This window comes from uncultured Gimesia sp., from assembly GCF_963976445.1.
In the GTDB taxonomy this organism is placed as follows: domain Bacteria; phylum Planctomycetota; class Planctomycetia; order Planctomycetales; family Planctomycetaceae; genus Gimesia.
This window is the reverse complement of the sequence record NZ_CAXBKP010000033.1, coordinates 1-25,088: the sequence shown is the minus strand read 5'-3', so window position 1 is coordinate 25,088 and position 25,088 is coordinate 1. Positions and strand designations below refer to the sequence as shown.

General features: G+C 49.2%; 23 protein-coding genes and 5 tRNA genes. 8 read left to right on the top strand and 20 right to left on the bottom strand.

Annotation, left to right across the window (positions count from 1 at the left end):
- Nucleotides 1–49: 49 nt before the first annotated feature.
- From rplK to AAC022_RS24460, 11 genes are all read right to left on the bottom strand, one after another.
- Complete coding sequence (gene rplK, locus AAC022_RS24510; RefSeq protein ID WP_339735446.1) at nt 50–475, bottom strand: 50S ribosomal protein L11; 426 nt, start codon at nt 473–475, stop codon at nt 50–52.
- Nucleotides 476–545: 70 nt separating this feature from the next.
- Nucleotides 546–1,148, bottom strand: coding sequence for a transcription termination/antitermination protein NusG (gene nusG, locus AAC022_RS24505; protein WP_339735444.1), 603 nt, complete (start codon nt 1,146–1,148; stop codon nt 546–548).
- A 174-nt stretch (nt 1,149–1,322) separates the two neighbouring features.
- A complete protein-coding gene (secE, locus tag AAC022_RS24500; RefSeq protein ID WP_339735442.1) occupies nt 1,323–1,760 on the bottom strand; it encodes a preprotein translocase subunit SecE in 438 nt (145 codons plus the stop codon).
- Between the two features lie 131 nt (nt 1,761–1,891).
- Nucleotides 1,892–1,964: transfer RNA gene (locus tag AAC022_RS24495), tRNA-Trp, on the bottom strand.
- 86 nt (nt 1,965–2,050) lie between these two features.
- A complete protein-coding gene (rpmG, locus tag AAC022_RS24490) occupies nt 2,051–2,206 on the bottom strand; it encodes a 50S ribosomal protein L33 (RefSeq protein ID WP_339735440.1) in 156 nt (51 codons plus the stop codon).
- Between the two features lie 108 nt (nt 2,207–2,314).
- Nucleotides 2,315–3,511 carry an elongation factor Tu gene (gene tuf / locus AAC022_RS24485; protein ID WP_339735438.1) on the bottom strand — a complete coding sequence of 399 codons (1,197 nt, stop codon included), beginning with the start codon at nt 3,509–3,511 and terminating at the stop codon, nt 2,315–2,317.
- 151 nt (nt 3,512–3,662) lie between these two features.
- Nucleotides 3,663–3,735 (bottom strand) — tRNA-Thr (locus AAC022_RS24480).
- Between the two features lie 43 nt (nt 3,736–3,778).
- Nucleotides 3,779–3,849: transfer RNA gene (locus AAC022_RS24475), tRNA-Gly, on the bottom strand.
- Between the two features lie 35 nt (nt 3,850–3,884).
- A tRNA-Tyr gene (locus AAC022_RS24470) sits at nt 3,885–3,966 on the bottom strand.
- 86 nt (nt 3,967–4,052) lie between these two features.
- Nucleotides 4,053–4,125: transfer RNA gene (locus AAC022_RS24465), tRNA-Thr, on the bottom strand.
- A gap of 448 nt (nt 4,126–4,573) precedes the next feature.
- A complete protein-coding gene (locus AAC022_RS24460; protein ID WP_339735436.1) occupies nt 4,574–6,244 on the bottom strand; it encodes a sigma-70 family RNA polymerase sigma factor in 1,671 nt (556 codons plus the stop codon).
- Between the two features lie 862 nt (nt 6,245–7,106).
- Between AAC022_RS24460 and AAC022_RS24455 the strand changes: the two genes are divergently transcribed.
- Together AAC022_RS24455 and AAC022_RS24450 are read left to right on the top strand one after the other, a co-directional pair.
- The gene (locus AAC022_RS24455; RefSeq protein ID WP_339735434.1) at nt 7,107–8,561 is read left to right on the top strand and encodes a DUF1549 domain-containing protein; all 1,455 of its coding nucleotides are present in this window, start codon (nt 7,107–7,109) and stop codon (nt 8,559–8,561) included.
- A gap of 26 nt (nt 8,562–8,587) precedes the next feature.
- Nucleotides 8,588–9,871, top strand: coding sequence for a DUF1501 domain-containing protein (locus AAC022_RS24450; protein WP_339735433.1), 1,284 nt, complete (start codon nt 8,588–8,590; stop codon nt 9,869–9,871).
- A 9-nt stretch (nt 9,872–9,880) separates the two neighbouring features.
- Here the strand turns inward: AAC022_RS24450 and AAC022_RS24445 are convergent, their stop codons facing one another.
- Nucleotides 9,881–10,306 carry a hypothetical protein gene (locus tag AAC022_RS24445; RefSeq protein ID WP_339735431.1) on the bottom strand — a complete coding sequence of 142 codons (426 nt, stop codon included), beginning with the start codon at nt 10,304–10,306 and terminating at the stop codon, nt 9,881–9,883.
- Nucleotides 10,307–10,448: 142 nt separating this feature from the next.
- Nucleotides 10,449–11,291, bottom strand: a complete 843-nt coding sequence (locus AAC022_RS24440) for a DUF1559 domain-containing protein (RefSeq protein ID WP_339735429.1) — start codon at nt 11,289–11,291, stop codon at nt 10,449–10,451.
- Between the two features lie 508 nt (nt 11,292–11,799).
- On the opposite strand from AAC022_RS24440, the gene AAC022_RS24435 reads away from it, so the two are divergent.
- Genes AAC022_RS24435 through AAC022_RS24410 form a run of 6 tightly spaced genes read left to right on the top strand, consistent with a single transcriptional unit; the run spans nt 11,800 to nt 19,665 of the window.
- Nucleotides 11,800–13,836, top strand: coding sequence for a hypothetical protein (locus AAC022_RS24435; protein ID WP_339735427.1), 2,037 nt, complete (start codon nt 11,800–11,802; stop codon nt 13,834–13,836).
- Nucleotides 13,837–13,872: 36 nt separating this feature from the next.
- A complete protein-coding gene (locus AAC022_RS24430; RefSeq protein ID WP_339735425.1) occupies nt 13,873–14,769 on the top strand; it encodes a DUF4974 domain-containing protein in 897 nt (298 codons plus the stop codon).
- Nucleotides 14,770–14,828: 59 nt separating this feature from the next.
- Nucleotides 14,829–15,125, top strand: a complete 297-nt coding sequence (locus AAC022_RS24425; RefSeq protein ID WP_339735423.1) for a (2Fe-2S)-binding protein — start codon at nt 14,829–14,831, stop codon at nt 15,123–15,125.
- Between the two features lie 39 nt (nt 15,126–15,164).
- Nucleotides 15,165–15,917, top strand: a complete 753-nt coding sequence (locus tag AAC022_RS24420) for an ABC transporter ATP-binding protein (protein ID WP_339735421.1) — start codon at nt 15,165–15,167, stop codon at nt 15,915–15,917.
- Nucleotides 15,917–18,301, top strand: a complete 2,385-nt coding sequence (locus AAC022_RS24415) for an FtsX-like permease family protein (protein ID WP_339735419.1) — start codon at nt 15,917–15,919, stop codon at nt 18,299–18,301. The genes AAC022_RS24420 and AAC022_RS24415 overlap by 1 nt, the downstream gene beginning before the upstream one ends.
- Nucleotides 18,302–18,303: 2 nt before the next feature.
- A complete protein-coding gene (locus AAC022_RS24410; protein ID WP_339735417.1) occupies nt 18,304–19,665 on the top strand; it encodes an efflux RND transporter periplasmic adaptor subunit in 1,362 nt (453 codons plus the stop codon).
- A gap of 23 nt (nt 19,666–19,688) precedes the next feature.
- On the opposite strand, the gene AAC022_RS24405 is transcribed toward AAC022_RS24410, so the two are convergent.
- From AAC022_RS24405 to AAC022_RS24375, 7 genes are all read right to left on the bottom strand, one after another.
- The gene (locus tag AAC022_RS24405; protein WP_339735415.1) at nt 19,689–20,267 is read right to left on the bottom strand and encodes an Hsp20/alpha crystallin family protein; all 579 of its coding nucleotides are present in this window, start codon (nt 20,265–20,267) and stop codon (nt 19,689–19,691) included.
- Nucleotides 20,268–20,476: 209 nt separating this feature from the next.
- On the bottom strand, nt 20,477–20,707 hold the full coding sequence (gene nqrM / locus AAC022_RS24400; protein ID WP_339735413.1) for a (Na+)-NQR maturation NqrM: 231 nt from the start codon (nt 20,705–20,707) through the stop codon (nt 20,477–20,479).
- Nucleotides 20,704–21,783, bottom strand: coding sequence for an FAD:protein FMN transferase (locus AAC022_RS24395; RefSeq protein ID WP_339735411.1), 1,080 nt, complete (start codon nt 21,781–21,783; stop codon nt 20,704–20,706). The genes nqrM and AAC022_RS24395 overlap by 4 nt, the downstream gene beginning before the upstream one ends.
- Complete coding sequence (nqrF, locus tag AAC022_RS24390) at nt 21,770–22,993, bottom strand: NADH:ubiquinone reductase (Na(+)-transporting) subunit F (RefSeq protein ID WP_339735409.1); 1,224 nt, start codon at nt 22,991–22,993, stop codon at nt 21,770–21,772. Before nqrF ends, AAC022_RS24395 begins: the two co-directional genes overlap by 14 nt.
- A gap of 45 nt (nt 22,994–23,038) precedes the next feature.
- Nucleotides 23,039–23,650, bottom strand: a complete 612-nt coding sequence (gene nqrE, locus AAC022_RS24385) for an NADH:ubiquinone reductase (Na(+)-transporting) subunit E (protein WP_339735407.1) — start codon at nt 23,648–23,650, stop codon at nt 23,039–23,041.
- A 1-nt stretch (nt 23,651) separates the two neighbouring features.
- Entirely contained in the window at nt 23,652–24,275 is a 624-nt protein-coding gene (locus AAC022_RS24380) for an NADH:ubiquinone reductase (Na(+)-transporting) subunit D (protein WP_145222176.1), read from the bottom strand.
- The coding region (locus tag AAC022_RS24375) for a Na(+)-translocating NADH-quinone reductase subunit C (RefSeq protein WP_339735404.1) at nt 24,275–25,088 on the bottom strand (814 nt) is incomplete at its 5' end. The genes AAC022_RS24375 and AAC022_RS24380, both read right to left, overlap by 1 nt.

Genomic DNA, 25,088 nt, shown 5'->3' with positions numbered 1-25,088 from the left:
TTATTGTCTGAACCCAGCCATGACAATCATTGCCACTAAGAGCAAACGACTATTTCTCGACTTCAAGACCCATACTACGGGCAGTTCCGGCAATAATCTTGGCTGCCTGATCAATATTGGGAGCATTCAGATCCTCAAACTTGGTCTTGGCAATTTCTTTTAATTGATCGACGGTCACTGTTCCCACTTTATCCTTCTTGGGATTTCCGGATCCTTTAGCAATCTGGGCGGCCTGCTTTAACAGTACGGCAGCAGGAGGGCTCTTCAGTACAAAATCAAAAGAGCGATCATTGAAAACACTGATCACAACCGGAATGGTTGTGCCGGCCATGTCTTTGGTGCGCTCATTAAACTGTTGAACAAACTGACCAATATTCACACCGTGAGGTCCGAGTGCCGTACCCACTGGAGGAGCGGGAGTTGCTTGACCACCGGGAATCTGAACTTTTACTTCTGTAACAAGCTGCTTAGCCATTTGACCGACTTTCAAAACACTTTACAAACACGTGAATCAATATATTTTTACACTGAGCCTGAAAGACAGATTAGACCTTTTCAATCTGCCAGTACTCTAACTCCGTTGGAGTAGGTCGGCTGAAAATTTCAATCAGAACAGTTACTTTGCCACTGGCTTCATCAATATTATCGATCGTACCTTCGAAACCTTCAAAAGTACCATCTTTAATTTTGACAACATCACCGGTCTGAAAATCTAATTTAATCTTAACAGGAGTTTCTTCCTTGGATTCTTCCCGGCCCAACATCCGAGCAATTTCATGCTCTTGCATGGGAATCGGCTTACCTGACGCTCCAGTGAAGTCTCCGACTCCATTTGTGGATCGAACCAGGTACCAGCTGTCATCATTCAGTTCGACCTGAATCATGAGGTAGCCAGGATAGAGCTTTCGCTCAAAAACCCGCTTTTTACCACCTTTTGTTTCCACAACCTTTTCGGTCGGTATAATGATTTCCCCAAAATACTCTTCCAGGTCGTCTCTCTTAATTCCTCTCAGCAAAGCTTCCCGAATTGACTTTTCCCTATTGCTCTGCACCTTTAAGACATACCAAAGGCGTTTTTCAGAAACCTCTGGGTTTTCAGAGCCCTCTGGATTTTCAGAAGCTAGTTCAGAATCCGAATCATTACTCATGAGACACCTTATAAGAGGAACCGTTACATACGGACACCTGATATTTACCCTGAAGCTAAAACAAAGAGACTGCCAAAAGCAGGAATCGCCCATAATGAGCAGAAATTACAATTTATTCAAGAAGCAGAGATTAAAAAATCTCTGTTATCTACTGAAAGCTGGACTGCCGCTTCCTCAAATCTGCAGAAATCCGATCCATTTCCACTTGAAGAGAAACTGCCAAAACATGTCAAATGCCAGCAGTAGAAACGACAGAAAAAACATTATCACAATCACGACCGCTGTTGACCGCCATAGCTGGTCCCAGGTTGCCCATGTTACCTTGCTGATCTCGGCTTCAACGGAAATCAAAAAGTCGGCAAACCGTGGGAAATTCACCACTCGATACGCTAGCCAAGTTGAAATCGCCACAATTCCTACTGCAATCCCCTTTTGCATTCCGGCGGACATTCCCAACGGTAAAACATTATAAAGAGAATAGGCACCAAAAATCGCCACTGCGATCAGGCCGATTGCCGTCAACTGACGTACAAGCCGCCCTTGATTTCTTTTATATAAACCACCACTCACTAAAGTGGCAGAAAACGCTTGTCCTGTCTTGGATTTAGCCATTGAACCAATTTACTAAATAATATAAAGAACAGAAGCGAACTGAAAATCGCAAATCTGCTATTCAAACCTAGGGTGAAGAAGTAAGAGGCGCTAGCCACTCAGCTGCTTCAGCAGCAGATGCAACACAAAAACACGGGCGGAGGGACTTGAACCCCCAACCGCTGGATTTGGAATCCAGTGCTCTGCCAATTGAGCTACACCCGTCCAAACTGATGAACTGACCAAACATTTTGACCACCGGAAGCAACTCAAAAAACTGACACCAGTCACAAAATCCAGGCCAGTAGAACCTACTTCTTGCGAGACTCTTTATGCAAAGTGTGCTTTCGCAACTTAGAGCAGTACTTCATTAGCGAAAGTCGCTCTGTGCCGCGAGTCTCTTTGCTGACCCGATAGTTTCGCATCCCGGTTTCAGTACATTCTAACCATACATATTCGCGTGCCATAACAGCCCTCAGTCCCGACAGACAACAAATCAACTATAACTTTAAGGTGTCCACTCCATCACAAGGCGGAGTGGACACCGTATAAATCACAAAATGTAGCGTCTCTAATTACTCAACAATCTTGACAACAACGCCAGAGCCAACAGTACGGCCACCTTCGCGGATCGCGAAACGGCTTCCTTCTGACATTGCGATTGGCTTGCCGAGTTCCACTTCAACTTCCACGTTATCGCCAGGCATACACATCTCTGCACCGCCTCGCAATGTGGTTGAACCAGTCACGTCAGTTGTACGGAAGTAAAACTGGGGACGGTAACCGTTGAAGAATGGAGTGTGGCGTCCACCTTCATCTTTGCTCAACACGTAAACCTGACCTTCAAATTTCGTATGAGGAGGGATGGAGTTAGGGGCAGCCAAAACTTGACCACGCTCTACGTCTTCTTTTCTGGTTCCACGCAGCAGGATACCAACATTGTCGCCAGCAATTCCCTCATTCAGGGTCTTCTGGAACATTTCAACGCCAGTACACGTTGTTTCCTGCGTATCACGCAGACCAACAATTTGAACCTTATCGCCAACGTTAATTTTACCCTGTTCGATACGGCCAGTTACCACGGTACCACGACCGGCGATAGAGAACACGTCCTCAATCGCCATTAGGAATGGCTTGTCAGATTGACGTTCAGGGGCGGGGATATTGGCATCCAAGGCATCCATCAGCTCGCCAATACAGGCATTAAACGCTGGGTCAGCAGGATGATCGAGTGCACCTTTAGCGTTTCCGCGAACGATAGTAATATCGTCTCCAGGGAAACCATACTTGGTCAGCAACTCACGAACTTCCATTTCAACCAGTTCGAGCAATTCTTCATCGTCGACCAGGTCGCACTTGTTCAGAAAGACAACCAGTGATGGTACATCTACCTGACGAGCTAACAGAATGTGCTCTCGCGTCTGAGGCATTGGGCCATCAGCAGCGGAGACCACCAAAATGGCGCCGTCCATCTGGGCAGCACCGGTGATCATGTTTTTGATATAGTCGGCGTGACCAGGACAGTCGATGTGGGCGTAGTGGCGAGTGTCGCTTTCGTACTCCACGTGACTCACAGCAATTGTTACAGTTTTGGTGGCGTCGCGAACGGTTCCCCCCTTCGCAACGTCAGCATAACTCTTCATCTGGGCAAGGCCCTTTTCACTTTGCACTGCGAGCAAAGCGGTTGTCAGGGTTGTCTTACCATGGTCGATGTGTCCAATCGTACCAACGTTTACGTGCGGCTTTGTTCGCTCAAAGACTTCCTTAGCCATCTCTCTTTAAAACCCCTTTTTTAGGCCTGGTACACAACCAAACCTAAACAATAAAACCAACAAAACATAATGGCGAGGTAAAAACAGGAGTCACCCCTCGCACGCAAGAGGCACACACCTCCTGAAATTCACATTTTTATACACTCAAAAAAGCTGCTGATGGGATTTGAACCCATGACCTCGTCCTTACCAAGGACGCGCTCTACCAACTGAGCCACAGCAGCATTTTCTGTCTTAATTTAAAATCAATACGCGTTTATACTCAAAAGCGGGTGAAGGGAATCGAACCCTCACAACCAGCTTGGAAGGCTGGGGCTCTACCATTGAGCTACACCCGCAAAACTGTGACTCAGTCAAATTACAACTCAAAAAATGGGGGAAGCAGGATTCGAACCTGCGAAGGCGTAGCCATCAGATTTACAGTCTGACCCCTTTGGCCGCTCGGGAATTCCCCCTCCCAAACCAGCCGAAGCTGGGTCTCATAAGCCGCTTACCGACCCCGCTTTACAGTAAAAGAAGGGTTCGGAAGTTTAGGCTAAAGAGCTAGCGGTGGGAATCGAACCCACAACCTTCGGTTTACAAAACCGATGCTCTGCCGATTGAGCTACGCTAGCCTGTCAAATTAAAACTAAGCTAGCAGGCTTCAAGCCTCATGCAACCTGAACGACTCGCTTGGCTGAAGAGGTACTTTCCCCGCCGAAACTCAGTAAGCAGCTCAATATAGCAATCAGGCACTTGCTTGCAAGTGTGAACGACTGGCTGATTCCAAAAAATGTTATCTTTTCTTAATGCTGTATGCCTATGTGGCCTATGAATTTCCATCTCAATGCAATCTACTTTTCATCCTTGGGCGACCTGATTTACGATACACAAGTGGTAAGACACAATTTCTGACACAAAGTTCAAATAAACCAGTCATAGACACGGGTATTTCCAGACGCTGCAACACGCACACGTACGCAAGAAACAAAACACGAAAAAACAGGCATGGTTCTACGAACCATGCCTGTTTAAAGGGAGGACTCACTAATAAGCCCGAAAAACGGACTTGATCAGTCTGCTTCAAATTCCCGGTATTTCAACTCGTTCTACTTGGGTGATTCTCCGTAATTTCTTCAGGGCACGCGACTCCAGTTGCCTGATCCGTTCCTTGGTTACACCAAATCGATTGCCAACCTGTTCAAGTGTCTGCGGCTCGTTACGTGCATTCAACCCATAGCGATAGATCAGGATATCTTTCTCACGGCCATCCAGTTGATCCAGAATACTCATAATCACAGCATGCTGTTTCTGATTGATCAGCTCTTCACGGTACTGGCTTTCCCGCTCATCGGTTGACTGGAAGAAGAGCTCTTCATTACCTGTTCGGAACCGATCGAGTACCTTGTACTCGGCAGGAATCGAACGTGCGTAATTCTTCATGATCGCCCAACTGGCGTAGGTGGAAAACTTGTTCCCTTTTGTGTAATCGAATTTTTCGATCGCACGAATCAGCGACATGTTACCGTCACTGACCATTTCAAAGAAATTGTTTCCCGGTCTGATGTGGCGCTTGGCAATCGAAACCACCAACCGCAGGTTGCTGCGAATCAAAAAGTTTTTTACATCCGTACTCTCATCGAGCAGCTTTTCGATCTGATCCATATCCCGTGCTTTGGGTCGGTTTGGATCCAGATGTTCCTGAATGTGAAATGCTTTGTACTTCAGATAATTCAGTTTTCGGAAGTAGTAAGCCTCTTCTTCTCTTGTGAGCAATGGAATGGAATACAAGCTTGCCAGATAAGGAGGTAATCCGGGGGGAGTACGAACTTTATCCTTTGACTTATCCACTTCCGGAGGTGGCCCTAGAATCAGTTTGTCTGCATTTGTTGGTTCAAACTCATCACTGTGCATGTAGTCGATCGTCTGGGCATGCAGACGCGCTGCCCGGGCTTCGGAAATGATGCGATAAATACTGGCCTTAGTGCGGCAGTAACGACGCGCCAGCTTTTCAACGGGAATACCACGCCGAAATGTGTTGTAAATATCACGTTTCTGTTGCTCGGTAATTTTTTCGGGAGCATTCGGAAATATAGCCAACTCCGGGTTCTCCCGATCAAAATTTTTCAAAGTGTAGCGAATGGTCTCTGGCGAACGATTCATGTGCCGGGCAATACGCCGACTGATCTCAGCAGGACATCCTCCATACCGAGCCAGACGCCGGGCGCGACGCAAAATCTCTTCGCGATCCTGTTCACTTAGCTGGCTGAAATTCATGCTGCGTGTGATATGACCTTGATTCTTCTCCAGAAAACGATCCACTGACGACTTCAGGAAGCCAACGCGTTTCCGGCCGTTAAACCGAAAACGACGACTGACCAAACCTTTGTCTCTCCAACGATCAACGGTCTTCGTGGAAATGTTGAACTGTTTACTGAGATCCTGGACTGTCAGGACCTGCTCTTGGACATCGTCAACGTTAATCTCAGCGCTGTCAGACAGGTCTTCAATAAAGCAACGCAAATCATGCAGCACATCCGAGCCCGAAATTACCAGGTCTGGATAAATTTCAGAGCGGTAGGTTGTAATTTCCTTGCAGAGTTCCGGATACGGATAATCCTGCTCCTGCTCTATATTCGCCAGGAATTGCTCCGTGCGGCTGATTTGCTCAAGCTTCACCTCTCGCGGTGCGTACTTTACCTGCTGCTCAGCTAATTGTTTCATCGCCGGGTTGTTGTATTTTGAACTGATCATAGCTTCCCACCCTCATTTTTTTGACTCTTCCCAGTAACCACAGTGTCCATCACGTGCGTCGTCCCCAGGTTCTGTCACTAGTACGTGTTATTAGACGAATTTGAGAAGAAAAAGTTCACACGTAAATAATTTTAGTCAAACATCTCATATTTCTGCCAAAAGCTTGAATCTGACCGGGTTAAACCAATGACGTAAATGACGATAAACCATATCTATAAAATAGCTTACGGTCTGTTCTGTCAAAATAAGACTAGGATCCTCTCTCCTGATTAAACACACAAAACTAACTATGATTCGGTCCAAACTCACTCTTCTTAGAAATAAAAATATGTGAAATAGCTCACATCTGCGCGTCACGCCGGCTTGGCAAGTATGGTATACAAAAAGAAATCATCCAGGCCGAATTATACGGACATGATCTGAGATTGATTTCCAAATCCGCACCGGACTAGTAAACGTTTGCTCTGTGGTGGGTGAATAATTCAGTCTGTCCTGATTCGAATCCATCAAATTCTATTTACCTTTGCACTAGCGCAGATACCATTTAAGGAAAGTAAGTTAAGACTCTACTTTCAGCTGAAAGTGACCGTTTCAACGGCTCATCTCTAAAATACAATACGACAAATACATTTACTTCATTTGACGCATCTCTAATTCGGGTCTCCGAATCTCTCTTTCAGTAGCGGGTAGTATTATGCTGAAGCGTGGTCAAAGTTCTTCATTCAGGCCCCATCAATGGATCGTTTTCATCACATTGATTTGTCTATTTCTTACAACAACTTTAGTGGCTGCACCCAGAAAAAGAGTAAAGCAGAAATCGCCGGCGTTGAACCTGCCCCCTCTGAAAACTCAAGAGCAGAAGATGCAACTTCTGGGATATATTCGATCAACGATGCCGACGCGCCGAATTGCCCGTAGCGTCAGCTTCAGTTCCGCTGATCTGGATCAGGCCCTCGAGCAGGAGCTAGGCCCGAATGCCGAGGCATCCCTCGCCAAAACAGTCGATGACGAAACCTTTATTCGGCGCGTCTATCTCGACCTGACAGGCACTTTGCCGACGCCGCAGAAAATCGAGTCGTTTCTTGCCAGTCAAAACAGAAATAAACGAGCGGCGTTAATCGACGAATTACTGGAGACTGAAGAGTACGCACGTAAGTGGGCCCGCTATTGGACCTCGGTCATTTTTTACGATAGTGTTGCCAACAAAAATCGCGTCAAGCCTCAGGCGCTGGAGGACTGGCTGGCTGAACAATTCCAAAAAGGTGCTCCCTGGGATTACATTACCGTAATGCTGATTTCAGCAACCCCGCAGCGCAATAAAGCGGTGCGCAACGATTATGGTCAGAAGCTTGGTTACAATAACTTTGTGCTGGCTTGCGAAAATAAATCGACCGAACTTGCCTCGCAGACCGCTCGCATCTTTATGGGCATCAGCATCAAATGTGCGGAATGTCATGACCATCCGTTTGATAACTGGAAACGCGCGCAATTCCATGAGCTCGCTGCTTTTTTTCATCCTTACACTTATAAGATGCCTGACGCAGATGATCCGACGGTCAAAACAGTCGTCAAACCTCGCTTTCTACTGGGCGAAAAACCACACGAGAAAATGAAATCAGATGCCCGGCGCGTTTCTATCGCAGCGTATCTGGCATACAACCCGAAAAACTACTGGTTCGCTCGCGCTTATGTAAACCGTATCTGGAGCGAACTGATCGGCGACGGGTTCTATGATGTCGACAGTTTGGGGCCTGACAGCGATGTGATACACAAGCCGGTCGTCAACCGCATCGCCGCCAATTTTCGCTACAAAAATTTTGATCCCAAGTGGGTTTTTCGGCTGATTATGAACTCGAAAATCTATCAGCGGGAAATGCGGACCATGTCTTCTGCATCAGAATTGTTTACAGCAGTCCGGCCTTCCCGATTGCGCCCGGATGTTGTTGCAGACTCGATCGAAAAATTAGCAGGATATGACAAAAAACTACACCAGGAAATCATACAGGTCTTCGATATGAACCCCTCTCTACCACAAGGGTCACTGGAGGGTTCGATCCAGCAGGCACTGCTCCTGATGAACAACGCCACCCTGCAGTCCAGACTCTCCCAAAGCGATCTCAAGCAACAATTAATCAAGCTTAGCTCGCACGAAGAACTGGTCCAGAAACTCTATCTGAACGTACTGGCCAGACATGCAAATGAGCAGGAAGTACAGCGAAATATCGAATATTTGAAAGAGTCGGCAAACCGCGAAGAAGCCATCGATGATCTGCTCTGGGTCCTCGTCAATTCCACAGAATTTCGCACGAAACGCTAGCCATTTTGAAGCATAGGAATCATCACATGCAGGCAGATGCGCTCTTACATCTGAATTTAAATCGTCATGGCGGGATCTCCCGAAGAAACTTTTTGCAGTCTGCCTCGCTAGGAATCGCCGGCTCTGCGCTGCTGAGCCAGTTCCGCTTAAACGCGGCTGAATTGAAGAAAGAAGGCCGTTCCTGCATCCTGGTCTGGCTAGCCGGTGCCCCAAGCCAGATGGAAACCTGGGACCCCAAACCGGGAACTCCTAATGGGGGTGAAACCAAAAAGATCGCAACGCAAACTCCGGGAATCGAAATCGCCCATTATTGGCCCAAGATCGCAGCAGTCATGAACGACATCGCGGTTATCCGATCCATGACCGGCAAAGAAGCTGCCCACGAACGCGGCACCTATCACCTGCATACCGGACACCGCATGCTCGGTATTGAAAAGTTTCCGCACTTCGGTTCGGTCGTTGCCAGAGAGATCGGTGATCCTCAGTCTGATATCCCCAATTTTGTCAGCATCGGTCAGACGCTCAGTTCGGGCTTTCTGGGAGTTCAGGTGGCCCCGTTTATTATCGATCGTCCTGGCCAACTTCCAGATAATGTTTTCAACAACACTCCCGCATCACGGCAGCAACGCCGACTCGCGTTGTTAAGTCAGCAGGAAAGTGACTTTGCAGACGCAGGCGCCGCAGCGCTCGTCAAAGAACAAAGTAAGCTGTATCAGAAAGCGAACTTGATGATGCTATCACCTCGACTGAAAGCATTTGAATTTGATAATGAACCGACGGCGATGAAAGAGGCCTATGGGAAATCGCAACTGGGACAGGGATTGCTGGTAGCACGCAGGCTCGTGGAAGTCGGCGTGCCCTTTGTTGAAGTGCGCAGCGGAGGCTGGGACATGCACAGCAATGTTTTCAAGGGAATGGAACGACGTGCCCCTGACGTCGATCAGGGCTTGTCCCAACTCCTGATCGATCTGAAACAGCGCGGCTTGCTGGAAAAAACGCTGGTGCTCTGCATGGGTGAATTCGGGCGCACCCCAAAAATCAATGCGCGCCCGCCGGCCCCAGGCCGTGATCACTGGGTCAAAAACTTCAACCTATTGATGGCAGGGGCCGGCATCAAAGGGGGACAAGCTATCGGCAAAACAGATGAAAATGGACAGAAAATCGTTGATTCCCTGGTCGAAGTAGACGACCTCTTCCGCTCCATGTGCCATGCCATGAAAATCAATGCCGACCTGGAATTACATACGCCCATCGGACGCCCTGTAAAACTCGTCGAAAGCGGCACTGTGATTAAAGGCCTCTTCGGCTGACAGTGATTCTCAGGACTTGATCTCGATCACCAACTGGTTCTCACCATCTTTCACAGCCACGGAATAATCACTGGAAGTTTCGCTCATATATTTGACGGGCATTCCTCTTAGAGGTTGTCCATTGCCTGACAGAAAATAGATCCGGTAGTCACCGGGAGCAATTGGATCAGAGAGTTTAAATTTTCCATCCTTATCGAGTGCCGCCTGTCCGGCCATTCCAAATTGAAGCGAGAAGAAGCCCACTTCTCCTCCACTCACGGGTTTACCGTTCAGGGTGACTGTTCCGGATACTGCTGAGTTGTCCGCAGGCTTTTCAGGCACCGCGATTGAGGATTCACAACCACTGACCGTGAATGCCAAGCACACGAAGTAGGTAATCAGCAAAGTGAATTTGAATTGAACAGAGCAACGACAGCAATTTTTCAAGTGGAGCATGCTTGGAAGATCCTTCAGAATTAAGCTTGAGGGTACAAAGAGGGCGGCTACCGGGAAGCCGATTTGAAGCAGGTACTGCACCAAATCGGCTTCCGGTTGGTCACTATTAAGCATTAAAGAAAGCAGAACTGTGAATCATGAATTAGGGAAATTCAACAACATTCCCATCTGCTTTGTCACTGAGGTTTTGGTAGAGCTCAAAGTCCATGTTTTCAGAAAGAAAATGAACCGAACCATCGGCGAAGACAAAGTGGGCGCCGCCGACATGGTCACTACCAAAGTTCGCCGTGTTGTCATCCCATGTCCTCACCGGTGATGTTGTGATGACGGTTTCGTTGATTCTCGCTTGCTGAGTATTGCGAGCACCGTGCCAACCCCAACGATATTGAGGACTGGTAAGTGACACTTCAACCGTTCGTTTTTCTCCAACAGCAAATGTATTAGAGGCTCCATCTGTCACATCTCGCAATCTGGTATTCGAATTCTGATTAAACATCCCTTTCCAGTTACTGTGACTTGCTGAATTCGAATGTCCAGTTCCTGTGCTGACGGCATAGTCGCCATAGGCCTGGTTACTGTCATTTAGACTGGAACGTGGTTTTGAAGGGCAGAAGTACGATGTAACGGGAGCACTATTCGCTTCTCTGTTGTTCGCATGGTTTTGGACCAAACTAAAGTTCCACTTATTGTATAGTGCAGATTGTTCCATAAAGGGGAGGATAAACGCCCAGACGCTGTGCGCGTTTGTTGATGGTCCAACGCTACCAGGAGGAAAGATAGTGTGTGTTTCGTTGTAGTTGTGTAAGGCTAGTCCAATCTGTTTCAGGCTATTCTTACAACTACTTCGGCGAGCTGCTTCTCGGGCCTGCTGAACTGCGGGTAATAAGAGGGCAATTAAAATTGCAATGATGGCGATCACCACCAGGAGTTCAATCAGAGTGAAGCCTTTACGAGAGTAGAACCATTTCTTTTGAGTCACGAGCACGTTATTTCTCCTCAAATATATGAATAATACCTGGGTTGCGTGATGAAAATTCACGACGATTTAACATTGTACTAGTCAAAAAAACAATCGAATTCCGAGAACACGTAATTTTACTCAGGTTTTGCAGCAGGATGGTGAGTTCAAAATTCAAGATGAAATCGGCTCATTAATTCAGAGACATCTTTTGAAAAATGATGCGTTGCGGGTTGGGAAGAGAGAGGGACTGATCTGGTTTTTGGGTACTTACTACCGTCATAATGTGTCTATTGGGACGCGCATTACTTAAAAGCCACTCGTTGTTTTGAGGGGAGCCGCGTGTTGGGCCAGCACAAACCACAATTACTGAGAAACCGGTCTTAATCCAAAACAAGCCTCAAAAAGACTTGGCAGTACTCCTCGACAAAACGTATGATAAAGGAAAGCGCTGCTCCTGCGTGTGGTGACATGCTGCCGCTTTACTCCTTACCACGATTCATCTTACGAAAACAACATACTCACAGGCGGATTCATGACAAGCATTGCTGTCCCTTGTCCTCAATGTAAAAAAAAGCTCAAACTCCGGGATAAGAGTCTGCTCGGAAAGAAAGCGCGCTGCCCTAATTGCAAACATGCGTTTGTGCTGGAACTTCCGGTCACCTCACCGGCGATCCCGGAAGCGGGGCCTGAGCAAATTCAAATTGAGACAGTTCCCCCTGCAGCACCGCAGCATAATGAAGAAGTGAAAATCGAGTTGGCACAACCCGTCACTCCAGTTGTGGGGACTTCTGCCAAATGGGTTCCCGACGAACCGGCAGAATCGCCGCAACCTGCAGCATTCACAGCGCCCGTTGAGAGCCCCGGCTCATTCCCACAGATCGATACATCATCAGACGCTTCAAAAGCGGTGGAACCGTCGGCACCCGTCATTAACACAGATGCCCCCGGCTCCGTGGTTCCTAATATTGCATTAGAGTCAACAGAGCACGCGGGCGTGGCGCGCCTCCGCGAACTGCGTCGAAAAAACGCGAAGCGGCGAAATATCTCGATACTCATCGGTTTGACATTGATCCTTGTGATCGGCGTCGGTGCCTTTTTTGTCTGGCCAAGAGTCGAACAAACGATTTCCGCAAAACCTGCGACTCCTGCTGCCGCGAGCTCTGTCCCCGCAAAACCAATGCTGCCTGGCAAGCTAGTCAGCCAGACTCAGGAAAAGATTCCCAGCCCTACATCGGGGGAACCGATCCGTCTACTGTATGTCCCCGCCGGTACCCGCGTCTTGTTTCACTTGAGACCAGCCGAACTCTGGGCACCCGGTTCTCAAGGCGAAGAATTTCGCGCCTGTCTGGGACCGATTGGAATCTGGGCCGAGCAGAAAATCAAAGAAATCTGTCTTCGAGACCCGGCGCAAATCAAAGAGCTCACCTTCTGCCTGATGCTGGGAAGTCCCGGCGCACCACCAGAGTACGCGGCCGTCGTTCGTCTCACCGAACCCGTGAAGCGTTCAGAATTGATCACACAGTTCGATGGCCAACAACTGGATAGCTATAGTTTTCCCATCTATTCCGGTGACAAACATTCCTACATGATCGTGGATGGAACCACCTATGTCATAGGTCCTCCCGGAACCGACCGTGCTACAGAAATGGCAGAATCGCGTGAATACGAAAGCAGTACTTCTCCTGGTATCGAATCGATCCTGAAACAGACCGACCGCGACCGCCATCTGACTGTCGTCTTCGATCCCGATGAAGTCCGCCGTCAGCAGGATGTGCTGATTCCCGAAAAAGCACATCCCTTTTTAAACCAGCTACTGGACTGGATCGGCGATGGCGTCGAAACTGTTGCCTGGAGTGTTCATCTGGGGCAGGATGATTTTTATTCCGAAATGACCTTCCGCAATACCACCATGATTCGGCCTCCCAAACTGGCAATCAATTTAAAGGAACGACTCGACCAGCTTCCGCATGAAATGCTGACAGGGGTGGAGAAAATGAATCCGGGAACGGTAGGCAGCCGCAAAGTCATTGGCCGCTTCCCCGCGATGCTCAAAGCCTTCAGCATGGCAAATCAACAGCAGTCTGGTGAGCGCTACGCTCAGTTAACCAGTACCTTGCCAGAACGTGCGGCGCCAAACCTGGCGCTTGCCAGCTTGCTCGCCTGGGATGAATCAACGCGAACCGATTTTTCCGCCAAAGCGAAAATCAAGCCCTCTGCTGGTCCCAAGTTGCCTGATAAGGTGGTGGATCGTTTGAAGCAAAAAGTCGAAATCGATTTTCGTCGGATGCCGCTCCAGGAAGCGTTCGCGTATATTGCTGACGAAACGAAAACGAATATCATTCTCGAAGGGGAAGCGCTCAAACTTGTTGGTTATACCAAAAACATGCCACAGACGATGAATCTGGGCCTGGTTTCCGGACTCGATGCGATTCAGGCGATTTTCAATGTCAAAGACCAGGATCAAATGTGTCTGGTCATTGATGAGGCCAAGAAGACAGCGACGATCACCAGTAAGCCTTATGCGAAGCAAAATAATTTGAAGCAATTTGAATTTCCGCCCAAAAAATAACGTTCCACGTCGGATTCAATCCAAAGGTGATTGCTGATGGATGTCACCACCTTTCAATGCCCTCAGTGTCAGGCTCTGCTCAGAATGCGCAGCAGGCAGACAGCTGGTTCTACGTTTCACTGTCCCGACTGCGATCATCCGCTTCAACTGACACAGACTCCCGACGGGCAATGGACGGTCCGCCAGATTTCCACGCCACCTGTCCGAGATCGTTCCCCCGGCTTTTCTCACAAAATGCGAGCAGGCTGGAACTCGGTACGCCGTTGCGGGGCGTTATTACTTGCCAGCCCCGTATTGATGTCCTGGATTGTCGCGGGCACCGGCGCGGTCCTGATTCTATTGATGATGTTGTTGGATCGGTCCCCTTCTGCAAAAGTTCAAACAGAGGAACCGGTTGCCACCGTCTCAGAAATATCCTCGCCCGATGCAACAAAAGTAGAAGCTTCTGCCTCCACAGAAGTTGATATGCTACAGCCTCCTGCTGAAGATGTCGAACCCACACCAGCTCCGCCACAACCAGTCGTTGAAGCCCCACCTGTCAAAGCAGTTCCTCTGGAGCACGTTCGGGAATTAATCGCCGTCAAACCGGAACACATTCCTCCTCTGATTGCGCAGAAACCGCTCCCGCCTGCACCGCTACCAGTGCCGGCAACAGACGTCACCGTTGCGCTGCAAATTCCGATCGTGGAGTTTCGCCAGCGGGAAGAAGTTCCGCTGAAGACACTGATTACACAGTTTGAAGAAATACTGGATACGGAATTTCAATTCGCGGAAAATATCGAAAATGACCCGCAGTTGATGGAAACGGCTGTCGCTGTCTCACGCAAAAATACGACTCTGGAAAAATTATTAACACTGATATTAAGCAAAGGTGCCCTGACATATACTGTCAAATCAAATAAGATTCACATCGAGAGAGCGGTAGTTCCCTGAATTTCAGCGAGCATCGTTCGCATTCATTCAACCGATTCCAGACGAAATTAGAATCCACCGTGAAACCTGACGACAAAGTCTGTTACTGTTTTCATATCAGTAAGCGGAAAATTATTAACCATCTTCGCATTCACCGTCCGAAGCGCGCCAGCCAGTTGAGTGAATGTGGCGGGGCCGGCACTGGCTGTGGGTGGTGTGTGCCTTACTTAAAGCAATACTTTTCCGAGTTCGAAAAAAGTAGCGTTCCCGATTCTGGTGAGTCTGCCCCAACGGGAGACGAAACTATCACCGCCGAAGAATACGCTCGGCAACGAGATAAGTACATTCAAAGTGGCAAAGGGACTCCCCCTGCTTGATTCCAGCGACCAACTTCAATCTGCTCAGAGACCACTATCATGCCTGCCCCCGATGCTGACGCACTTCAACCTCACCTCCCCGGCGAGAGCCCAGTTCTGCTGTCTCTGAAATCCATTTCCAAAACATACATCACTGGAGATGTTTCCGTCCCCGTGCTGCATCATGTAGACCTGGAAATCTATGATGGCGAGTTCCTGGTCATCGTCGGCCCGTCCGGGTCTGGCAAGAGTACCCTGCTGAATATTGTCGGCGGCATCGATCTCCCGACCGAAGGCAGCGTCTCTTTTCAAAATCAGAATATTTCAGAATTCAACGAACAGCAACTCACCCGCTACCGTCGTGAGAATATCGGTTTCGTCTTTCAGTTCTACAATTTGGTGCCGACGCTCACTGCCCGGGAAAACGTGATCGTCGCCGCGGATATCAGCGATTCCCCCATGTCGCCCGACGACGCTTTGGAGCTCGTCGGCTTGTCATCGAGGGTAAATCACTTTCCTTCCCAGCTCTCGGGTGGCGAACAACAGCGCGTCGCGATCGCCCGCGCACTGGTCAAAAATCCGGAACTGCTGCTCTGTGACGAACCGACCGGCGCCCTCGACCTGACTACCGGCCGCATGATCCTGGGAGTACTGGGAAACCTGAATCGAGAACTGGGAAAAACAGTGGTCATCATCACGCATAATTCCGCCATCGGGCAAATGGCACAGAGAATTGTGCGCATCGGTTCCGGGACGATTGCCGAAACGAGCGTTAACCCGCATCCCATCGCTGCGCAACAGGTGACCTGGTAATGAAAGTCCTGCACCGAAAATTGCTGCGTGAGCTGTTCGCTGCGAAAGGGGTTCTGGCAGCGATCATCAGCATCATCGCCGTAGGTATCGGCTGTTTCATCGCGATGTCATCGACCTACGACAATCTGGAGTATTCACGGAAAAACTATTATCGGCTGTGCCATATGGCTGATTTTTCTGTTGAACTCAAAAAAGTCCCCATTGGTGATCTCGCCACACTGACTGATGTTCCCGGCGTGATAAACATCTTACCCCGCATCATCTTCGAGGTGACCGCGTCGCTGGAGGGAGTCGAAAAGCCGCTCTCGGGTAAAGTGGTCTCTCTGCCCGCACATGAAAACGCCCCGATCAACAGCATCGTCATTAAACAGGGAAGCTACTTCACTGATCAGAGGCAGGAAGAGGTGATCGTGAATGATGCGTTCGCACGCGCCCACAACCTGCGTCCCGGCGATCGTATTCAGTTAATTCTGAACAACCGCCTGCAGGATCTCCTGATTGTTGGCACCGCCATCAGCTCCGAATATGTCTATCTCATCGGCCCGGGTGGCCTCGTGCCGGAACCGGAAACCTACGGGGTGTTTTATCTGAAACACAACTACGCGGAAGATGTCTTCGGCTTCGAAGGAGCCGCCAATCAAATCCTGGGACAGCTGGCTCCTGAATTTCAAAACGCGAATCGAGTGCGACAGGTGCTTGACCAACTTGAACTCAACCTCGACGATTTCGGCGTGTTTTCCACAACACCGTTGGAACAACAATCGTCGCACTGGTTTTTAAAAAGTGAAATCGACGGCCTGAAAGTCAGCGCCACGATTCTGCCCACCATCTTTCTGATCGTCGCCGCTCTGGCGCTGAACTTACTTATGTCGCGGATGGCCGAACAGCAACGGACGGTCGTCGGCACCTTCAAGGCACTTGGTTATTCCAACCAGGAAATGTTCCTGCATTTCATTCAGTTCGGTCTTTTGATCGGTATCGCGGGGGGCATTTTCGGAACGCTCATCGGTTATTCGTTGGCAGGTGCGATGACGGCGCAGTACCGCAACTTCTTTGAATTCCCCTCGCTGACGAATCAGATGTATCCGCGTGTCATTCTCCTCGGCATGCTGATCAGTGTGTTCTTTGCTGTTTTGGGAACGTTTCGCGGTGTTCGCTCGGTCGTTCGTTTATCGCCAGCGGAAGCCATGCGTCCCAAGCCACCACTGCGTGCCAGGCGAATCCTGCTGGAGAAAATTCAGGTATTCTGGAACGCACTCGATTTTCGCTGGCAACTGGTTCTGCGGGACATCTTTCGCAATCGGACACGCACGCTGGGAGGATTGTTGTCTGCCACCGTTGGCGCGATGCTGCTCTTGGTGACGTTCTCCATGTATGACAGTGCGTTTGCGCTACTCGATTTCCAATACGATAAGTTGCTTTTAAGCGACATCGATATCGGCTTCAAAGACGACCATGATTATTCTGCCTTTTATGAATCGCAGCAAATCCCGGGCGTCGATTATGCAGAGCCGCTGTTTCAGGTTGGTTGTACCTTGAAGAATGGCATTCATGAAAAGAAGGTCGGCATCATAGGGATTCTCAGCGATGCGCGGCTGACCATTCCCCGCGATACAGCCGGAGCTCGTGTGGAAGTACCTCAGACCGGCATCCTCGTCACGCGCAAACTGGCCGACATCCTGCAGGTTCAGGCGGGCGACTCGATCAAAATGATCCCGGTCTCCGGGGACCGCATCGCCAGACAGGTGCCGGTGATGAAAATTATCGACAGCTATTTGGGATTAAGCGTGTATGCCGACTTTCACTATCTGAATCGGCTGATGGGGGAATCAAGTTCGCTCACCAGCGTGCAACTCAAGACCAACCCCCGCCCGGCGGTCACGCGGCAGATTTATCGAGAGCTCAAACAGGTTCCCGCGATTCAATCGGTCAATTCGATCCGAGACCAGAAAGACAAGTTGCAGGAAGTTCTCGTCGAACAGATGGTTGTGATGATCGTCGTCGTCATCATCTTTTCCTGCCTGATATTTTTCGGCAGCATTTTGAATGCTTCATTGATTTCTCTCTCTGAACGGCAGCAGGAAATCGCCACGCTTCGCGTTTTAGGCTATACTCCGGCCGAAGTCGGTTCGATCTTTCTGCGAGAAAGTCTTTGTATTAATCTGCCGGGCATCCTGCTGGGACTTCCAACCGGTTACTGGGCAGCCAAAGGTATTAACATCGCCTACGATACCGAATTATTTCGCATGCCTTTCACCATCGGAACGATGAGCTGGGTCTACACCGTTCTGTTGGGAATATTATTTACACTGATTTCACATTGGCCGGTACAAAAAGCAATCCAGAAGATGGACTGGTTAACGGCGTTAAATGTAAAGGAATAAACATGTCCCGAAAAGCCATTATCATTACGGCAATTTTGTTTTGTGGATTGGGAGTCGCCTACTTTTTTGCGGGTACCCCGCTCCCCGTTGACGTGACAGTCGCAGAGACAGGCGAGGTCAAAGCCTTTGTGGAAGAACGCGCCAAAACCACGCTGCCTCGCATCTATCGCCTCGCCATGCCTTTAAATGGTCGCATTCTGCCGATCACTGTACGGGAAGACCAGAAAGTCGCTAAAGGTCAAGTCGTGGCTCAGATGGACACATCCGATCTGGATGCGGAAGTGGCTAAAGCAAAGTACCGAGTCCAGCAGTTCTCTAAAAAAATTATTGAGCAGGCAGATAACCGACTGGAAGACAACTCTCTCATTCAGTTTGACGAGTTCCTGAAGTCAATGGATCTGACGGTCGAAGCCGCAAGCAAACAGCAGGAAGCCAGCAAAGCCAAATGGGAATACGCCCGCTCTGAGTTTGATCGCAAGTATCAGCTCTCGAAACAAAACGCGATTTCGGAAAGCGAACTGAATGAAGCGGATCTGTTTAAGAAACAGAGCGAAGTGGATTATCAGAAAGACATTTTAACCTGGCGTTCCCTGCAGGCAGTTCAAAGTGCGATGCAGGTCGGGAAGATTTCGATTCAGAAATACAAAGAGAAGAAAGTGCTTTCCGAAGCCGTGCTGAAAGAAGAACAAAAAGAGGCGATCTCGCAACTGGAGCAGCTACAGCGCGATCGCAAGCGGGCCACAATGCAGAGCCCGATTGACGGGACGATTTTAACAAAGAATTATGAAAACGAACGGACTCTGCCAGCCGGCGAAATCTTACTGGAAATCGGCCAACTGGAAGAGCTGGAAGTGGAAGTCGACGTGCTGTCTCAGTATGTGGGCAATATTCGGATTGGCACGCCCGTTGATATTGAAGGCCCTGCGATTGGCAACCAGGTTGCCAAGGGAAAAGTCAAACGCATCTACCCCAAAGGCTTCACCAAAATTTCGTCTCTCGGCGTCGAACAGCAGCGGGTCAAAGTCATCATCGGCTTCGAGAACAATATCTGGAAAGAGTTGCAAAAGCAGAAACGGAACCTGGGAATGGACTTCCGAGTGCGGGTTAAAATCTACACCGACATCATAGAGAATGTTGTCAAAGTTCCCCGGTCAACGCTGTTTCGCAATGGTTCCTGCCAATGGCAGGCCTTTCTCGTTAGAAACAATAAGACCATTCTGGTAGACGTTGAACCGGGTGTGATGAACGATTTCGAAGCCGAAATCCAAACAGGCATTCAAGCGGGAGATCGACTGATTGTCGCGCCCAGCATGAACCTCACGCCGGGGCAATCGGTCGAAGCCCACGTCATTGAAAGTCTATAAGAGAGATCGTTATGAGATTCTCTCTAGGATGCAAAGCCGGCACCGGATGCACTGTTAATCGGAATCTGGCGTGACTTCTCGGTGGACGATTTTTCCAGTACGACACTTAGGATTCCGTTCTGAACCGATGCGGTGACCTTATCGGGATCGACGGCGACCGGCATGGGAACCGAACGGCGAAACTGTCCGGAAGGTCGCTCACTCATCCGCACGGTTTGACCGGCAGTGGTCGCTGTTCCGGTGCTGCGCTTGCCTGTCACCGTCAGCATATTTCCTGCCAGCGTAATATTGATCTCTTCAGCCGTCACGCCAGGTAAATCAAAATAGACCTGAACCTGTTCTTCCTGCTCCAGAAGGTCGACACGTGGCATCCAGACCGCTTCATTTCCAAACAGACCCAACTTGTCCAACGCGCGTTCTCCCTGCTCGACGGCGATGCCTAATAGCTTATCGAATTCCGTGCGCAAGCGATCAATCGATTTATTCGCTCCCGAAGTCTCACTTTGACTGCTCTGTTCAGCCTGGGGTTGTTCGCTGGCTTCTTCTTCCGTAGAAACAGGAACGGGTTCAGGATCGGCTTGATTATTTTCCGTTGTTGACATGGCAACCTCCTCTCGAGATCGATAGATGTATCTCGTTGCGATTAATTTCAGATGGCTTATTCAGAAAAGACGGCTATTCTTCCAGGAATAGATCGACCTTAGTATCATTGTCTCACATCTGATTCGATCTACCAAGAAAAACATTGAAATATTTCCGGCACGTTTTCTTGGAAACGACAGCTTTTCCGAAATCAGTGCAATTTGTGGATTTACTCTTCATCCTCAGCGGCACAGGAATTAGCAGCGGTAACCTGATCGTTTTTCTGCTTCTGATCGGAAACAGAACAGCCTCCACATTGTGAGCAGTCCTCGGCACCTTCCAGATTCGCAAGGCCGCCACAGGAACCCTTGATACAGCGATTACTGAAGATCACGCCCACGGCCATCCCTGCAAAAGCAAGGACAAAAATACCGAGAGCGAACAAGACGGTTGTCATCATAATTTGTTTTCCTCTCCCAATAATTCGTGCCAGCGTGGGGAATAACGTTCTTGAAAGCCATTGCCTGTTTTTACAATGAAATAAGCGGCGATCTTCCGTTCCTTTGCCCAATTATACCCCTCTTCAGGGCCTAATACCATCAGGCAAGTTGCCACCGCGTCACAGTTCATACAAGTTTCTCCCACCACAGTGACTGATGCCAACGTGTGTTTCACAGGCCAACCTGTACGGGGATCAATTGTATGGGAATAGCTGACGCCATCCACCTCAAAAAAATTGCGGTAATTGCCGGATGTTGCCATCGACAGGTTAGAGAGTGGCACGACACTCTGCACAACCCGTGTTTCACTGACCGGCTTTTCAATACCGACTTTCCAGGGCAGCCCCTGGTTATTGTGTCCTCGCGCTCGCATCTCACCACCAATTTCCACCAGATAATTTTCAATCGAGTGAGACTCGAGCAACTCTGCAACCATATCAACGGCATACCCTTTGGCGATGGCAGACAGATCCACATACACCTCGGGAATCAACTTCTTCAACGCAGGCGGGTCATGCTGCACTTCAATGTGTTGGTAACCTACACTCTTTCGAGCTGCTTCAATCCGGCTGGCTGCGGGCAATGTTTTTTTGCCGGGATTCGGACCAAAGTGCCATATATTCACCAAAGGTCCCACCGTCATATCAAAAGCGTCTGCACTGTCTTTGCTGAGCTTGAGGCTTGCGTCAACGACCTTCACGACAGACGGCGAAACGTTAATCCATTGATCCGGCTCTGACTGATTGAACCGCGAAAGCTCCGACGTTTTGATGTACGTCGACATCTGCTGGTTGATCTCTTGCAGAAGTTGATCGACTTCCTGCTGGAGCGCAGGTTCTTCGACTGCGTTGTCGGGTTTGGTGCAGACCGTAATATGATACGAAGTCCCCATCGTAGGGCCTTCAATCTGCTGCTTATTGAACGTGTCTGTAACAGAAGCGGTTTGGTCTGATTCACATGCAGTTTGCATCAAGCCGAGCAGCAGTAATGCTGCTGCTCGACAGAGCAGAGTTTGTGTCTGTTTAACCGAAATCATCGTACCTGATGTTCTCAGGCTCGACACCCAGATCATCCAGCATGTTACGCACTGCGGACAACATCATTGGCGGACCACAAATATAATATTCGCAGTCTTCGGGTGACGGATGCTTGCTTAAATACTCATTCAGTAACACCTGATGAATGAACCCTTGCAGTCCAGACCAGTTATCTTCCGGCATCGGGTCAGATAATGCGATATGCATTTTGAAATTCGGGAACTGTTCTTCAATCGCCCGGAATTCATCTTCATAGAACATTTCCCGCATGCTGCGAGCACCGTACCAGTAAGAAACTTTCCGATCAGTCTTACGTTCTTTGAACAATTCATAGATATGTGATCGCAGCGGAGCCATACCAGCACCACCACCGATGTAGATCATTTCTGCTTCGGTGTCTGCGATGAAGAATTCCCCATAAGGACCGGAGATGGTCACTTCATCGCCCGGTTTCAAATTGAAAATGTAGGAAGACATTTTACCCGGAGGTGTATCCTCTGGTGAGCGAGGAGGCGGGGAGGCAACACGCACATTCAGCATGATGATCCCTTTTTCACCGGGGTAGTTGGCCATCGAATATGCGCGAATCGTTTCTTCATCGACTTTGGATTCGAAACGCCATAAGTTGAACTTATCCCAGTCTTCTTTGTATTCGTCGGGAATATCAAATTCGCTGTATTTCAGATGATGTGGTGGTGCTTCGATCTGAATGAAACCACCGGCTTTAAAGGCAACGTCTTCGCCTTCTGGAAGTTCCAGGACCAGCTCTTTAATGAAGGTCGCCACGTTGTCATTGGATTTGACTTTGCAGACCCACTTTTTGGTTTCGAAGACTTCCGGCGGTACTTCGATATCCATGTCCGCTTTCACGGGCACCTGACAGGAGAGACGACAGCCTTCTTTGACTTCGCGGTTATTAAAGTGTGATCGTTCGGTAGGCAGAATGTCTCCGCCCCCTTCCAGAACCTTCACTTCACATTGAGCACAGGTCCCCCCCCCACCACAGGCCGAGGAAACGAAGATCTGGTTTTCGGCGAGTGCGCTCAGCAGCTTGCCTCCCACTGGGACTTCGATCTTTTTCTGTTCGTTAACAGTGATCGTCACGTTACCAGAGGCAACCAGTTTTGATTTCGCAATCAGAATGATGGCGACCAGGGCTAATACAATGCCCGTGAACATCAACACGCCGAACAAAATTTCTATAATCATGATAAAACGTTGACCGCTCTAAAAAACCAGTAAAATGTAAAAGTCTTATAGTTGAATTCCGGAGAACGCCATAAAGGCCATCGCCATTAAACCAACGGTGATAAACGTGATTCCCAGCCCGCGTAATCCGGGGGGAACATCGCTGTATTTCATTTTTTCTCGAACGCCCGCCAGTGCGACAATCGCCAGCGCCCAGCCGATTCCCGATCCGAGACCAAACACGCAACTTTCAGCAAAGTTGTAATCGCGTTCAACCATGAACAGAGTTCCGCCGAGGATCGCACAGTTCACAGTAATCAGCGGGAGGAAAATTCCCAGCGAGTTATAGAGTGATGGGAAATATCGGTCCAAAATCATTTCCAGGATCTGAACCATCGCCGCAATCACGCCGATATAGCAGATCAATCCGACAAACGTCAGATCCACATTTGGGTATCCCGCCCAGGTGAGAGCTCCTTTTTTCAGCAGATGCTGAAAGATGATATTATTCACGGGAACAGTAATGGTCTGAATTACGACCACGGCGATTCCCAGACCAAAGGCCGTTTTTACATTCTTGGAAACAGCCAGGAAGGTACACATTCCCAAGAAGAAGGCCAGTGCCAGGTTCTCGACAAAGAGACATTTAATAAACAGGCTCAGGTAATGTTCAAACATGTTATGCCTCCTCCAGTTGATCGGTCTTCCACGATCTCAATGCCCAGATGGCAAAGCCGATGATGAAAAATGCGCTGGGGGGCAATAGCATCAGGCCGTTTGCTTCATACCAGCCACCGTCGCGACTTAATTTTAGTAGTTGTACGCCGAACAGGCTTCCCGATCCGAATAATTCGCGGAAGAAAGCCACCAGCATTAGAATCGCACTATATCCCAGGCCGTTTCCAATTCCGTCGAGGAAACTGATGCCCGGTTCGTTTTTCATAGCGAAGCCTTCCGCCCGTCCCATCACGATACAGTTGGTGATGATCAGCCCCACGAATACGGAGAGCTGTTTACTGATGCCAAAGGCAAATGCTTTCAGGAACTGATCGACGAGAATCACCAGCGAGGCAATAATCGTCATTTGCACGATGATGCGGATACTGCTGGGAATCTGCAGGCGGATCGAAGCGACCGCGGCATTCGAGCAGGCGGTTACCAGAGTCACCGCGATACTCATCACGAGTGCGGTTTCCATCTTGGTGGTTACCGCCAGCGCCGAGCAAATTCCAAGAATCTGCAGAGCAATCGGATTGTTATTCAAAATCGGCCCGGTCAGGACCTCTTTTTGTCTTGAATTCATTATTGTTTTTCCTCCTTTTCTCGAATGTCTTCGAGATAAGGCCTAAACCCTAAATCACCCAGCCAGAAATCCAGCAGATGAGTTACGCCACGTGATGTAATCGTTGCCCCTGAGAGCCCATCTACTTCATGGATCGCATTGGAAGATTCCGGATTCACTGATCCTTTGATGACTTCAATATCAGGCTCGAATTCTTTGTTATAGACTTCTTTGCCTGCCCACTGCGCTTTCCACTTGGGGTTATCAACTTCGCCCCCCAGGCCGGGTGTTTCACCCTGTTCGTAGAATGTCAAACCGGCAACAGTCGTTAAATTTGTTTCGAGTGCAATGAAGCCCCACATGGTGGACCAGAGTCCTTTGCCTCTGACGGGCAAAACATACTGAGTGAGCTTGCCGTTCTCATCATTGATCAGATAGACCCAGGAATAATTTTCGCGGCGTCCGATTCCGGCGATATCTTCGCTCGACTTAATCTCGATGCTCAATTTGGGATTGTCGATCGCTGCCTTCTGATCATATTCAGCAGGATTGGGGAATAGTTCTTTGTCGTCAGTAACGACCTTGCCCGAATCCAGATCGACAATGATTCCTTTCACCCGCTCTTCGTAAATCTGCCTGATGTCAGCAGACTCGCCGGGTTTAATCAAACCGGCAACCGAGAGGATGTTTTTTTTACGCTCATTCTCTTTATTCAGCTCCTGGCGACCGCGTAAACCGACCGCCGCCCCGGAGACGAGAATTGAGCATGCCACGCATAACGCGGCCGATACCAGAAATGTGAATCCTATTGAATCACGCGACATTTCGCGCCAA

Coding starts and splice junctions, on each gene's coding strand:
- rplK (WP_339735446.1), bottom strand. CDS start 475: ATGGCTAAGCAGCTTGTTACAGAAGTAAAAGTTCAGATTCCCGGTGGT.
- nusG (WP_339735444.1), bottom strand. CDS start 1,148: ATGAGTAATGATTCGGATTCTGAACTAGCTTCTGAAAATCCAGAGGGC.
- secE (WP_339735442.1), bottom strand. CDS start 1,760: ATGGCTAAATCCAAGACAGGACAAGCGTTTTCTGCCACTTTAGTGAGT.
- rpmG (WP_339735440.1), bottom strand. CDS start 2,206: ATGGCACGCGAATATGTATGGTTAGAATGTACTGAAACCGGGATGCGA.
- tuf (WP_339735438.1), bottom strand. CDS start 3,511: ATGGCTAAGGAAGTCTTTGAGCGAACAAAGCCGCACGTAAACGTTGGT.
- AAC022_RS24460 (WP_339735436.1), bottom strand. CDS start 6,244: ATGATCAGTTCAAAATACAACAACCCGGCGATGAAACAATTAGCTGAG.
- AAC022_RS24455 (WP_339735434.1), top strand. CDS start 7,107: ATGCAACTTCTGGGATATATTCGATCAACGATGCCGACGCGCCGAATT.
- AAC022_RS24450 (WP_339735433.1), top strand. CDS start 8,588: ATGCAGGCAGATGCGCTCTTACATCTGAATTTAAATCGTCATGGCGGG.
- AAC022_RS24445 (WP_339735431.1), bottom strand. CDS start 10,306: ATGCTCCACTTGAAAAATTGCTGTCGTTGCTCTGTTCAATTCAAATTC.
- AAC022_RS24435 (WP_339735427.1), top strand. CDS start 11,800: ATGACAAGCATTGCTGTCCCTTGTCCTCAATGTAAAAAAAAGCTCAAA.
- AAC022_RS24430 (WP_339735425.1), top strand. CDS start 13,873: ATGGATGTCACCACCTTTCAATGCCCTCAGTGTCAGGCTCTGCTCAGA.
- AAC022_RS24420 (WP_339735421.1), top strand. CDS start 15,165: ATGCCTGCCCCCGATGCTGACGCACTTCAACCTCACCTCCCCGGCGAG.
- AAC022_RS24415 (WP_339735419.1), top strand. CDS start 15,917: ATGAAAGTCCTGCACCGAAAATTGCTGCGTGAGCTGTTCGCTGCGAAA.
- AAC022_RS24410 (WP_339735417.1), top strand. CDS start 18,304: ATGTCCCGAAAAGCCATTATCATTACGGCAATTTTGTTTTGTGGATTG.
- AAC022_RS24405 (WP_339735415.1), bottom strand. CDS start 20,267: ATGTCAACAACGGAAAATAATCAAGCCGATCCTGAACCCGTTCCTGTT.
- nqrM (WP_339735413.1), bottom strand. CDS start 20,707: ATGATGACAACCGTCTTGTTCGCTCTCGGTATTTTTGTCCTTGCTTTT.
- AAC022_RS24395 (WP_339735411.1), bottom strand. CDS start 21,783: ATGATTTCGGTTAAACAGACACAAACTCTGCTCTGTCGAGCAGCAGCA.
- nqrF (WP_339735409.1), bottom strand. CDS start 22,993: ATGATTATAGAAATTTTGTTCGGCGTGTTGATGTTCACGGGCATTGTA.
- nqrE (WP_339735407.1), bottom strand. CDS start 23,650: ATGTTTGAACATTACCTGAGCCTGTTTATTAAATGTCTCTTTGTCGAG.
- AAC022_RS24380 (WP_145222176.1), bottom strand. CDS start 24,275: ATGAATTCAAGACAAAAAGAGGTCCTGACCGGGCCGATTTTGAATAAC.